Genomic DNA, 13,892 nt, shown 5'->3' on the forward strand with positions numbered 1-13,892 from the left:
CAATTATTTGTCCACATTAATTTTAGTGCTTGTAATCTTGCTTCGGCATGACGTAAATGAGGTGTTGGTTGAAAGGCGTTACCCCCATGAATCGCAACCACTTGGGACCAATATCGAATCTGACGAGCAGATATCGCATATTTTTTTGAAAGAATTTCCGATGATTCTCCTGATAAGAATTCATTAGCTATGATAATTTTTAAATCTCGACTATATTTTGACATAAAAAGACCCCCAGTAATTGGTTGTCCAACTATTGGGGGGCACTTCACATATGAGAGGTTTTTTTTATTCAATCCTATTAAATTTTATAACCAATACTTACTAGATTTATTAGCAAGAAATAAACTTTTAGTATTAGCATTAGCTGATTTTATAACTAATTTTAGCGATTCATTGATTAAAATTTGGCTTTAAAAACCCCGTTCCTCAAATTTTTTGGTTCTTTGAATTGCGGACGTTTTTTTGTTTGATGGCTATTTTTATATGGCGATTACGTCCGAGTAAAGAGGGTTGGCGCGAACCCTTTTTAACTCACTCCCACGGCGACCACGCAAGTGGTCACGATATGACTGCCTTCCGCCTGCGTTCGCTGTTAACGCACCAGCTGTATTTGTTCTTGACAAAACACAGCCTTGCCAAACATCCTTGTTTACCATGCTAACCTCACTCAGTTGTCAGCACATTGCTAATGTCGCTAGAAAAGGTTTACTAAGCTTATTTGCCAGTAATAAACTATTATATTAGCGCTAGCTGATTTTTTGATGACGCCACAGCCATTTACCACTAATAAGTCGATAATAAAAGAAAATACTTCTAATAATCCAATCTAAGAACATACCGAACCAAACACCAATAACTCCAAACCCAAAATAGACGCCAAAAATATAACCCACAACAATCCGACACATCCACATACTACCAATAGCGACCCACATGGTATAACTTGCATCTTTCGCACCTTTAAAACCGTATGGTAAAACAAAAGATGAAGCCCAAAAAGGGGTAAATAAGGCATTAAACCAAAGTAAATGTTTTGAGATCTCAATAACTTCCGGATCATTAGTGTAAAGTGAGCTTAATAATCCTGCGAATGGGATAGATAAAAAAGCTAAAAAACAGAGTAACAAACTGGTTAGATGGAAAATAAATTTAAGTTGCCGTGTTGGTTGATAAATTTGCCCCATACCAATACGTTTACCAACAATAATTGTCGATGTTGCACCGAGAGTTCCGCCAGGTAAATTAAGCAATCCAGCAATTGAAAACGCAATAAAATTAGCAGCTATAGTTGAGGTGCCCATACCTGCAACGAAGGTTTGCGTTAGCAGTTTTCCGATATTAAACATTACCGATTCGACACTAGCAGGAATTCCAATACTTAAAATATCAATCAAAATTTTGCCATTAAATGAATGAAAATAACTACGAAGAGGAATAAATAACGCCCGACTTGGTTTTATAGTTAAGACTAATAAAATAAAAAACATGCCACTATAGCGTGAGATTGTTAAGCCAATACCAGCACCAATAAACCCTAATCCCTGCCAACCAAAAGCACCGTAGATTAGCACATAACTGATCGTCAAGTTCAAAATGTTCATTATAATGTTTAAGAACATTGGTAATTTGGTATTGCCGGCGCCACGTAATGCCCCACAACCAACTAAGATAAACGCAAGAGCAGGATAGCCTAAAACGGTTAATCTTAGAAAGGTTAGTGTTAATTCTTTTACTTCAGGATCAGCTTTACCCGCAATAATCTCGACAATCCAATATCCTGAGAACTCAACAATCAAAAACAGTAAAATTGAAATTATAACTAACAATGTAATGGACTGTCTTGCTGCTACCACGGCTTTTTTGCGATTGTGTCGTCCCAAGCTAAAAGCCACCACCACAGATGTTCCCAGTGCAACTGCCATAAAGAAGGACATTATAATCATATTAAAGCTTTCCGCTAGACCGACAGCAGCCATCTCGGCCTTACCGATCCAACTTACCAAAAAAGTACTAAAAATACCCATCAAAATGACTGACAAATTCTCAATTAAAATTGGCATGGCTAAAGGGTAAATTTCGCGCCAGAACAGCACATTATTTGAACGTCGTTTTTTATAAAGTTGAAGATTCTTTAATCGACTAATAAGTTGAAAATCCAATTTCAGACCTAAAAATTTTAGAAAATTTAGGATATTATAACGCTTTTATTTATTAAAAATGAAATTAAGTTTTATAAAAAATTCAATATTAACAATTATCATTACCAATAAAGAATTATGGTTATTTTAAAGCCAAACTTTAACCAATGAACCACTAAAATTAGTTATAAAATTAGCAAGTGCCAATATTAAAAATTTATTTCTTACAAATCAGTTTAGTGAGTCTTATTTCGCGACATTAGCATGACAAACAAGGATGTTTGACAAGGCTGTGTTTTGTCAGGAACAAATACAGCCGGTGCATTAACAGCGAACGAAGGCGGAAGGCAGTCACCTTGTGACCACTTGCGTGGTCGCCGCGAGAGTTGGTAAAGAGGGTTCGCGCCACCCCTCTTGACTCGGACGTAATCACCGTAAAGAAATAGCCATCAAACAAAAAAACGTTCGAAACTAAAAAAACAAAAAATTTGAGGAGAGGGGTTTTTTAAGCCTAAATCTAGCCACAATTTCACTGAAATTGGTTATCAAACTAAAACCAGCTCGCACTAAACATAAAGGTTTATTTCTTACAAATCAGTTTAGTGAGTCTTATTTAGCGACATTAGCAATGTACTGACAACTGAGAGAGATTAGCATGGCAAACAAGGATGTTTGACAAGGCTGTGTTTTGTCAGGAACAAATCACAGCGCCGGTGCGTTAAGAACGAACGAAGGCGGAAGGTAGTCACGTAGTGACCACTTGCGTGGTCGCCGCGGGAGTTGGTAAAGAGGGTTCGCGCCAACCCTCTTTACTCGGACGTAATCGCCGTATAAAAATAGCCATCAAACAAAAAAACGTCCGAAACTAAAAAAACAAAAAATTTGAGGAGAGGGGTTTTTTAAGTCTAAATCTAGCCACAATTTCACTGAAATTGGTTATCAAACTAAAACCAGCTCGCACTAAACATAAAGGTTTATTTCTTACAAATCAGTTTGGTGAGTCTTATTTAGCGACATTAGCAATGTACTGACAACTGAGAGAGATTAGCATGGCAAACAAGGATGTTTGACAAGGCTGTGTTTTGTCAGGAACAAATACAGCCGGTGCATTAACAGCGAACGAAGGCGGAAGGCAGTCACGTAGTGACCACTTGCGTGGTCGCCGCGAGAGTTGGTAAAGAGGGTTCGCGCCACCCCTCTTGACTCGGACGTAATCACCGTAAAGAAATAGCCACCAAACAAAAAAACGTCCGAAACTAAAAAAACAAAAAATTTGAGGAGAGGGGTTTTTTAAGTCTAAATCTAGCCACAATTTCACTGAAATTGGTTATCAAACTAAAACCAGCTCGCACTAAACATAAAGGTTTATTTCTTACAAATCAGTTTGGTGAGTCTTATTTAGCGACATTAGCAATGTACTGACAACTGAGAGAGATTAGCATGGCAAACAAGGATGTTTGACAAGGCTGTGTTTTGTCAGGAACAAATCACAGCGCCGGTGCGTTAAGAGCGAACGAAGGCGGAAGGCAGTCACCTTGTGACCACTTGCGTGGTCGCCGCGAGAGTTGGTAAAGAGGGTTCGCGCCAACCCTCTTTACTCGGACGTAATCGCCGTATAAAAATAGCCATCAAACAAAAAAACGTCCGAAACTCAGCGAACCAAAAAGTTTGAGGAACGGGGTTTTTTAAAGCCATAAAATATCCCATTATTAACCCTTTTTTTCGATATAAAATAAAATATTTAAAAATCAAAGCAATATAGAATCATCAAAAAAAAGGGTTTTCAATAGTAAAAATACACTTTGCCTTTTTACCAACTACATTTATATTATATTGTATTCTAGTTCACTGCCGTATAGGTAGTTTAGAAAGTCGGCACGTTTAATGACAACTGTTTCCCCGTGTTCACTGCCGTATAGGTAGTTTAGAAAAGTTAGAAGAATCCCAGAATAGTTTTTGTGCTGTTCACTGCCGTATAGGTAGTTTAGAAATGTCGAGTAGTTCCGTCTATAGCTCTCTCAAAGTTCACTGCCGTATAGGTAGTTTAGAAAACGTTACCTTGCATCCCGCGCAAATTTTTGGGATTCACTGCCGTATCGATAGTCAAAAAAATTCCGTTGAAACAGCTGTTTAAAAATGTCTAACTCATGATTTAGGCATTTGTCACTTTTTGACAGCTGCAAAATGCTGAAATCAGCATTTAAAAATTTGCAAAAAAGGGGGGGAATAACCGCAAATTTAGCGAAAAACTAAATGTTAATCCCGAAAAACAAAATTGTAACTTAAACTTGAACGCTTAAGTAGAACACTATATTATACGCGCCTTAAAATTCATCAATCAGCCTGATACCTGAAAGAGTCCCAATGTTAATTAATGCCAAAGATATTCTCGAAAAATTAAATCCACATAATAAAGTAAACTACGATTCGGTTTTGAAAGAGGTGATTGCTGGTTGGCAGTTAGCATCAGCACGACCAAAGTTACTAATTCATAGTTGCTGTGCACCATGTAGTACTTATGTACTGGAGTATTTGGCTCAGTATGCAGATATTACTATTTATTTTGCTAATTCGAATATTCATCCGCGAGTAGAATATGAATATCGTAGTGTTGTACAACAAAAATTTATTGCTGATTTTAATCAAAAAACCGGCAACAATGTTCAGTTTTTAGAAGCTCCGTATCAACCAGCAGAATTTATTAAAAAGGTTGAGCATCTACGTGATGCACCAGAAGGTGGTGAGCGTTGTCATCTTTGTTATAAGATGCGATTAGATTTAGCGGCGATTAAAGCACAAGAGTTGGGCTTTGATTATTTCGCTAGTGCTTTAACGCTAAGCCCGAAAAAGAATAGTCAGAAAATTAATCAACTTGGTTTTGAGATTCAAGAGCTTTTTTCGGTAAATTATCTGCCTTCTGATTTCAAAAAGAATAATGGTTATAAACGATCTATCGAACTTTGTAAGGAGTACGATGTTTATCGTCAATGTTATTGCGGTTGTATTTTTGCAGCAAAAGCACAAGGGGTCAATTTAAAGAATGTTATTGCCACGGCTAAGCAAGGACTAGCAAAAGCTTAAACTTATTAGAGGGCTTTATGTTTAAAGTCCTTTAAATCTTTCCCTAGCCAAAAAATATCCAAAAATGTCATTTTGCAAACAAATAGATTAAAAATTAGAAAGATTTCGTTATAATAATTCCACAATAAAATTATTGTTATTTATTGATTAAGTCTAATTTAGCAAATGTGAGTTTGTTTATGCCAAAAATGTATAGACTTGGATTGGACGTCGGTTCTACAACAGCAAAATGTGTTGTGCTTGATGAGCAAGATAATTTTGTTTATACCAATTATGTTCGCCATAATACCCATATTGTTCCAACAGTTTTATCACTATTAGACGAAATTAAACAAAAATTGGGTGAAGAGATTGTATTATCTGTCAAGGTGACTGGTTCTGCAGGGATGGGCATTTCGGAAAAAGCTGATATCGCCTTCATTCAAGAGGTGGTTGCCGCATCGGAAGTGGTACAGCGCAAATATCCAGAGGTTAGAACGTTAATCGATATTGGTGGTGAAGATAGTAAAATGATCTTCTTTTTTCCTGACCGCCCGCCTGATATTCGAATGAATGGTAGTTGTGCTGGAGGTACTGGGGCATTTATCGATCAGATGGCGACCTTGCTCAATACTCCAGTACAAGAATTTGATCGTCTAGCAACTCAACATGATAAAGTCTTTCCTATTGCATCACGTTGTGGTGTGTTTGCTAAGACTGATGTGCAAAATTTAATTAGCCGTAATGTATCAAAAGAGAATATTGCCTATTCAGTTTTACATGCCGTTTGTATTCAATTGGTCAATACGTTAGCCCGTGGTTATGATATTGTACCCAAAGTAATGTTGATTGGTGGACCGTTTTCGTTTATTCCAACGTTAGGCAAGGCCGCGTTAGAGACACTAAAGTTAAATGAAGACCAGATAGTTACCACCGAGCATCCTACTTTGTTGTCCGCTTGGGGCGCAGCGATTCATGCAATTGAACGTAGTCAACTTACACTTACTGAATTTATTGATAGATTAAATGCCTCAACCAAGATTCAAGTCAATCAGTCTTTTAGGTTAAAACCACTTTTTAATCAAGCCTTGTCTTTTGATGATTGGCAACAAAAACGCAACTATATTCAAATCCCCCGTCTAGCTTTAACAGCTTACCAAAAGCAGAAAGCGTATTTGGGAATTGATAGCGGTTCAACTACCACTAAAATTACCTTAATTAGTGAGGATGACGAGCTACTTTTTACTTATTATGCGCCTAATAATGGCCACTCAATCACCGCATTAATTAAAGGGTTAACGGTATTAAAGGATGAGATTGCTGCATCAGGTAAAGAGATTATTATTGCTCGCACAGGTGTCACTGGTTATGGAGAGGAACTACTAAAAGCTGCTTTTGCGATTGATGATGGTCTAGTCGAAACAATGGCGCATTTTGCTGCTGCTAAACATATTGAGCCTAAGGTCAGTTTTATTATGGATATTGGTGGTCAAGATATGAAAGCCATCTTTATTGCCAATGGTGTCGTAAATCATATTGAGTTAAACGAAGCATGTTCTTCTGGCTGTGGTTCATTTATTGAAACCTTCGCAAAATCACTGAACTCAAATACTATTGATTTTGCTGACGCAGCATGTAAGTCCAATAATCCCTGTGATCTGGGTACCCGTTGCACAGTTTTTATGAACTCAAAAGTGAAACAGGCACTGCGTGAAAACGCAACAATGGGCGATATTTCTGCAGGGTTGGCTTTTTCAGTGATTAAAAATGCCATTCATAAAGTACTGAAATTACATGATATGCGCAAATTAGGTGATCGTATTGTGGTGCAAGGAGGGACGTTTAAAAATCCTGCGGTGTTTCGTGCCTTAGAGCAGTTAACTGGGGCTCAAATTGCTAGTTCAAATATTCCTGAACTCATGGGGGCTTATGGTGCAGCATTAGTGGCAAAAAAACATTATGCGCAACAACAAACACCTTCGCAATTTATTGGATTAGATAATCTACATAAAGCTGAAGATAATAAAGCGAAACCATCACGCTGTAAGGGGTGTGAAAATAAATGTGATATTATGATTTATCGTTTTGCCAATGGTCAGCGTTATTATTCTGGTAATAAATGCGAACGCTTTTTGAGTAATAATCAATATCAAGATAAAAATGCATTTAATATGTTTGATTATAAAAATGCGTTATTATTTGAGCGAACCAATATCCATAATACTGAATCTAAGCTCAATGTTGGTATTCCTCGTGTTTTAGGACAATACGAAAATTTTCCATTTTGGCACACGTTGTTAACCAATAGTGGTATTAATGTAACGTTATCACCATACTCGACGCATGAGATTTATGAAAAGGGTGCAGGTACAGTAATGTCGGATAGTATCTGTTTTCCTGCCAAATTGGTTCATGGGCATATTATGGAGCTGATTGAGCAAAAGGTTGATCGTATTTTTATGCCGATGGTGGTGTTTGAATCTGATCAGTTTACTAATGCAGTTAATAGCTATAACTGTCCAATTGTCAGTAGCTATGCTGAGGTGGTAAATAGTGCTATTAATCCTAACCAAAAATATGACGTGCCACTGGATTATCCAGTAATCAATTTCAGTAATCAAAAATTATTGAAAAAGGGCTGTATTAATTATTTAACTTCGCTTGGTATTGCAGAAAAGATAGCTAATCAAGCGTTTTCTGATGCATTAACTGCTCAAGCGGAATATAAGAAATCGCTGTATAGCAAAGCGGTTGAAGTACTGAATAATGCTAAACAAACGAGGCGTTATGTATTTATTTTGGCTGGCCGTCCTTATCATAGCGATAGTTTAATTAATCATAAAACGCCAGAGATCTTAAATGCGCTTGGTTGCGATGTAATAACCGAAGATTCAGTGTTAGGTGCGATCAGCCAATTATCGCCTGAACTGCAAATTTGCTCGCAATGGAGTTATCCAAATCGCTTATATGCAGCAGCTAGTTTTGTTGCTGAACAACCGAAAAATATTCAGTTTGTTCAACTTAATTCGTTTGGTTGTGGCCCTGATGCGATTGTCACCGATGAATGTAAAGCAATTTTAGAGTCTAAAGGTAAAACGTGCACCATCATTCGTATTGATGAGATCACGGCAACAGGTTCGGTGCGATTGCGATTACGTTCGATTATTGATTCAATCCGTATGAATCACCAACAACCGTTAAAAGTTGTTGAGCGTAAAAAGACGGCTATTTTTGCTAAACAAGATAAACAGAGACGGACTATTTTAGCACCTTATATCTCCGATTTTTATTCACCATTATTACCGCCGATTTTTGCGTTGTCAGGTTATAAACTTGAAACCTTGCCAAAACCAGATAAAAGTTCGGTTGATTGGGGACTTAAATATTGCAATAACGAGATATGCTATCCAGCGACCATTATTGTTGGTGATATTATTAAAGCTCTTAATTCAGGTAAATATCAACGTGATGAAGTGGCTATCGGCATTACTCAAACGGGTGGACAGTGTCGAGCGAGTAGTTATCTTTCATTGATTAAGAAAGCAATGATTAGTAATGGTTTCGAAGATATTCCCATTGTGTCGCTCAGTACCGGTAATATTAATGAAATTGAGCAACCAGGATTTAGAATTAATTGGCTAAAAACTTTGCCAACGACTTTTTTTGCGATGTTATTTACTGATTCGATTTCGAAGATGTTCTATTCGATTGCGCCTAGAGCCAAATTTAAACAACAAGCAAACCAATTGAAAGAACTCTATATCAGAAAATTACAGCAACTTATCAATCAACATAAAGGCAAAAAGGCGATCTTTGCGCTGTTAAAAGAGGCTGTGGATCATTTTAATCAAATCGAGACATTAAATAAAGATTGCCCACAAATTGGTATTGTTGGTGAAATTTATGTTAAATATAATAGTTTCGGTAATCAACATAGTGTTGATTGGCTTGTTGATCAGGGTATTGAACCGGTTATTCCGCCAATGATTGAGTTTTTTGCGCAATGTTTTGTTAACTATGATAGTAATGTCGATAATTATATTGTTAACAAGAGCTTCGTCGCTTATTTTGTTCATTTTTTTGAAAAGGTGGTGCAAAAGTATATTGTTAAAACCAACCAGATTCTATCTGGCTTTAAACATTATCAGCCATTTCATAATATTCGTGATATGGCAAAAAAAGCAGAGGAAATTTTAAGTTTGGCCAATCATTATGGCGAGGGTTGGTTAATTCCTGCAGGAATTATGACCTTTGCAGAGCATGGCATCAATAATGTTATAAGTTTGCAACCGTTTGGCTGCATTGCTAATCATGTTGTTTCTAAAGGAGTTGAGAAGCGAATGCGTGATCTTAATCCAAAATTAAATCTGCTCTATTTGGATTTTGATGACGGTGCTGGTGAAGTTAATGTTCTTAACCGTTTACATTTTATGGTAAGTTCATTAAAGTATGCACAATTACAACGGATTGTATAATCGCACATTGAGGAACAAACAGTGGTTTCTATTTATCAATTAAAATCTCGCTTTCAAACATTGCTTCGTCCCTATGTGAATTCACTATACTATTCACGAATAACCGCTAATCAAGTCACTTTAGCTGCTTGTGTGGGATCGATATTGATTGCTTTATTAGTCGGCTTTTTTGCAGATCATCAATGGCTATTTTTGTTAATACCCATATGGATGTTTATTCGGATGGCTCTTAATGCTATTGACGGTATGTTAGCTAGAGATTATCGCCAAAAATCTAATCTAGGAGCCTATTTAAATGAGATTTGTGATGTGATCTCCGATTGTGCCCTGCTATTAATCTTTACTCAAATAAATCAAGTCAATACTAGTTTGATGTTATTAGTGATATTGTTATCATTTTTAACTGAGTACGCAGGTGTACTAGGTGTGATGATTGGTAGCTCTCGTCGTTATGATGGCCCAATGGGGAAAAGCGATCGAGCTTTAGTTTTTAGTCTAATCAGTTTAGGAATAGCAACCTACCTATTGCCACTTGACTGGCTTAATGTTTTATTATGGTTTATCACCTTTTTGTTACTTATTACGGTGATTAACAGAGTAAAAAAAGGATTGCAAGAAGCGAAATATAACAAGGAATAATCAATGCGTGAACAGCAGCAAAACACATTTATTAGTCATGATGGCTGTCAATTATTTTATCGTTATTGGCCTGCAGTCGATAGTGATACTAAAACGCCTTCAAAAGCAATTGTACTTTTTCATCGTGGGCATGAACATTCTGGACGAATGGCTCATTTAGCAGAAGAGCTGGAATTACCTGATTTCCATATTTTTGCTTGGGATGCGCGAGGAAATGGCCAATCTGATGGTCAACGTGGTGATGCGGTAAATTTTGCCACTCTGATAAAAGATGCCAACTGTTTTATACAGCACATCATTAAAGAATATGCAATTGATATGCAAGATATTGCTATTATCGCTCAAAGTGTTGGAGCCGTAATTGCTGCTGGTTGGGTGCATGATTATGTACCGAATATTCGTGCATTAGTGTTAGGTTCGCCAGCATTTAGCGTTAAATTATATGTGCCATTAGCGGTACCTGGACTTAAGTTGTTATATAACTTGAAAGGCAATTTCTTTGTAAATAGTTATGTCAAACCTAATTTACTAACCCATGATAGCAGCCGAGCAGACTCTTTTAATAAAGACCCTTTAATTACTAAACCTATTTCGGTTAGATTACTGCTTGATTTGTATACGGTAGCAGATCGCATTGTTAAGGATGCCAACGCAATCACGGTCCCTACACAGTTGTTAGTTTCTGGTTGTGATTTTGTGGTGCGACGAAAACCGCAACAGGCGTTTTATGATAATTTAGGAACCAATCAAAAAGAGTTTCATATCCTACCAAAATTTTATCATGATACCTTTGGTGAAAAAGAACGCTATATGGCAATTGATAGAGCAAGGCGATTTATTCAAGGTTGTTTTGCTAATCAACCTAATGTTCCACTGTTAACTAATGCCGATCGGGTTGGTTATACTCGAACAGAAACCGATAAGTTAGCTTTACCACCTGTGGGTTGGCTTAAGCCATGGTATTGGAAGTTAGTTAAAGCGACCTTGAAATATGCTAGTAATATGTCGGATGGAATTAAACTAGGATTTGAAACGGGTTTTGATTCCGGTAGTACACTTGATTATGTTTATCGAAATGAGCCTTCCGGCAATTCAAAATTAGGGCAATTTTTTGATTATCTCTATTTACAATCTATTGGTTGGCGAGGGATTCGGCAACGAAAAATTCATCTGGAACAACTCTTAAAGCAAACAATTGAACTGTTACAACAACAATCTGTCGAAGTGAATATTGTTGATATAGCTGCAGGGCATGGTCGATATATTATAGAAACCATTAATCAAATCGCTAATAAACCTAATTCAGTCTTATTGCGTGATTATAGTGATATTAATATCCGTAATGGACAAGCACTAATTGAGCAACAAGGTTTAAGCAATATCGTTCGTTTTGAAAAAGGCGATGCATTTAACCGTGAGCAACTTGCACAGTTATCACCGCAGCCTAATTTAGCTGTGGTATCAGGATTGTATGAATTATTTGGCGATAATCAACTGTTACAGCAATCTTTATCTGGCTTGGCTGATGTAATTCCACAAGGTGGATATTTACTTTATACCAATCAACCTTGGCATCCCCAATTAGAATTTATTGCTAGAGCGTTAACTTCACATCGAGAAGGGCAACCATGGATCATGCGACGCCGAACACAGCTCGAGATGGATCAGTTAGTTGCCGAAGCTGGTTTTAGTAAAGTGACCATGTTAGTAGATCAGTGGGGGATTTTTACCGTATCACTGGCACAACGAACTTCGCATTGATTATGTTAAAACTCTTTAACCGACTTAATGTCTATAAATGTGTATGGTTAGCCAGTTTATCAGTATTCTTTTTTGCTAGCTATAATTTTGCCAACTGGCTAACTTCTCAGCGTGAGGATGTCGCAAGTCTATTTTTTAGCTGGGAATATTCTATTCCACTTTGGTCATGGACGATAATTCCTTATTGGTCTATCGACCTAATGTATGGATTAGCTATTCTTTTAACATCTTCTTGGCAATCACTGAAAAATCTTGGTTTACGGTTGTTAACGGCACAAGTGATTTGTATTATCTGTTTTCTAATTTTTCCGCTTAAATTCTATTTTGAACGGCCAGCTTTGGATGGATTTTTGGGGTTGATGTTTGATATTTTAATGGGATTTGATAAGCCATTTAATCAAGCTCCTTCATTACACATCACACTATTAGTTATTTTGTGGCAATTTTATGCTCAATATTTTCGTGGGGTTGGTCGTTATATATTACATTTTTGGTGTTTTTTAATTGCACTTTCGGTTTTAACGACTTGGCAACATCATTTTTTCGATATTCCAACTGGATTATGGGTAGGGTGTTTTTCTATTTGGTTATGGCCAGATAATATGAAGACGCCGTTAAAACATCGACCATTAACTAAAAATTATATTTGGGCGATGATCTATTTTTGTTTATGCTTACTGTCACTCATTATAGCTATTTACTTTTCTGGCTGGGCACTCTGGTTGTTATGGTTGGCTGGCGCTTGGCTATTGATTGCTGCTAATTATTTATTGTTTGGCGCATCTGGTTTGCAAAAACAGCAAAATGGTCATTTTAAATTAGCCGTTTATCTGCTCTATTGGCCATTTTTTGCTATTATGTGGCTCAATTCACGGTTATGGACAATTAAACATCCAACTGATGATTTAATTATTGATAAAGTTTATTTAGGTCGCATTCCGTCCACAAAAACGCTAAATCAAAATCATTTTATATCGGTTGTTGATCTTTGCGCCGAGTTGCCAATTGGATGTTTTAACGGTAACTATAAGCTTATCCCTGTTTTAGATATGACTCCATTATCACAACAGGAGTGTCAGCAGGCTGCACAAACTATCGAACATTATCGACAGCAGGGTAAACTATTAGTATGTTGCGCTTTAGGTTATTCCAGGAGTGCGACTGCAGTTATTGCATGGTTATTGTGGACTAAAAGAGCTAGTACTCTACAACAGGCGATAGATATAGTAAAAGAACAGCGGAATTCAATTGTGATTTCTAACCAGCAACGACTGATTTTATCCAATTGGTTGGCTGACTTTAAAGATGAGATAGTGATATGTTGAGTAGTAATGATCGGTCGCAAAATAGTGTGACTAAAATAGATTTAGTAATGTTTTGTTGTTTTTTATCGATAAGTAAACAGATTAATCTTTTTTCGATGCTATTGACCACATTAGCTGCTTTTGTCGCTTTGATTCATATTTCGCTAACACTATTAACTATCTGTTGTCTAATTATTTTTATTTTAGGTTTAATGAGTAAGTATTATGCAATAAGGATAGATTTTGATAAAAAATTGTTTGAATATTTATCTGAGCATGTTGATCATTTATCTGAAGAGCTGTTAGCCATAGATAAAGCATTAGCCAATTTGCAACTAATCAAACCTCATCAATCATCAAGAACGATCACTGAACGGCAAAAAGGGATTTTATCCCTATTTAAAAAGCAGATAGTTCTATTTTTATTACAAATTTGTTTAGTCGTTTTTATGGTAATTAATGCTATTATCTTAAGTTATTAGATTATCACTACAGCAATACAAGGAGCGCTG

General features: G+C 36.7%; 7 protein-coding genes, 1 pseudogene and 1 CRISPR repeat array. Of the genes and pseudogenes, 6 read left to right on the forward strand and 2 right to left on the reverse strand.

The window, feature by feature from the left end; genetic code table 11:
- Positions 1 to 224 (reverse strand): annotated as a pseudogene (locus tag B6D18_RS07805) (helix-turn-helix domain-containing protein); the annotation flags it as partial.
- A gap of 525 nt (positions 225 to 749) precedes the next feature.
- Positions 750 to 2,162 carry an EmmdR/YeeO family multidrug/toxin efflux MATE transporter gene (locus tag B6D18_RS07810; protein WP_254048629.1) on the reverse strand — a complete coding sequence of 471 codons (1,413 nt, stop codon included), beginning with the start codon at positions 2,160 to 2,162 and terminating at the stop codon, positions 750 to 752.
- 1,822 nt (positions 2,163 to 3,984) lie between these two features.
- Positions 3,985 to 4,252: a CRISPR direct-repeat array (repeat unit 28 nt; unit sequence GTTCACTGCCGTATAGGTAGTTTAGAAA).
- Between the two features lie 253 nt (positions 4,253 to 4,505).
- Between B6D18_RS07810 and B6D18_RS07815 the strand changes: the two genes are divergently transcribed.
- The 6 genes from B6D18_RS07815 (at position 4,506) to B6D18_RS07840 (ending at position 13,862) form a co-directional block, all read left to right on the forward strand.
- A complete protein-coding gene (locus tag B6D18_RS07815) occupies positions 4,506 to 5,222 on the forward strand; it encodes an epoxyqueuosine reductase QueH (protein WP_086363942.1) in 717 nt (238 codons plus the stop codon).
- 179 nt (positions 5,223 to 5,401) lie between these two features.
- Complete coding sequence (locus tag B6D18_RS07820; protein ID WP_086363943.1) at positions 5,402 to 9,676, forward strand: acyl-CoA dehydratase activase-related protein; 4,275 nt, start codon at positions 5,402 to 5,404, stop codon at positions 9,674 to 9,676.
- A 21-nt stretch (positions 9,677 to 9,697) separates the two neighbouring features.
- The gene (locus tag B6D18_RS07825; RefSeq protein ID WP_086363944.1) at positions 9,698 to 10,315 is read left to right on the forward strand and encodes a CDP-alcohol phosphatidyltransferase family protein; all 618 of its coding nucleotides are present in this window, start codon (positions 9,698 to 9,700) and stop codon (positions 10,313 to 10,315) included.
- 3 nt (positions 10,316 to 10,318) lie between these two features.
- Complete coding sequence (locus B6D18_RS07830; RefSeq protein ID WP_086363945.1) at positions 10,319 to 12,076, forward strand: bifunctional alpha/beta hydrolase/class I SAM-dependent methyltransferase; 1,758 nt, start codon at positions 10,319 to 10,321, stop codon at positions 12,074 to 12,076.
- 2 nt (positions 12,077 to 12,078) lie between these two features.
- Complete coding sequence (locus B6D18_RS07835; protein WP_086363946.1) at positions 12,079 to 13,401, forward strand: phosphatase PAP2/dual specificity phosphatase family protein; 1,323 nt, start codon at positions 12,079 to 12,081, stop codon at positions 13,399 to 13,401.
- Complete coding sequence (locus B6D18_RS07840) at positions 13,395 to 13,862, forward strand: hypothetical protein (RefSeq protein ID WP_086363947.1); 468 nt, start codon at positions 13,395 to 13,397, stop codon at positions 13,860 to 13,862. The genes B6D18_RS07835 and B6D18_RS07840 overlap by 7 nt, the downstream gene beginning before the upstream one ends.
- Positions 13,863 to 13,892: the final 30 nt, after the last annotated feature.

The sequence above is a fragment of the Gilliamella sp. A7 genome (assembly GCF_002142015.1).
GTDB classification, from domain to species: Bacteria; Pseudomonadota; Gammaproteobacteria; order Enterobacterales; family Orbaceae; genus Gilliamella; species Gilliamella apis_A.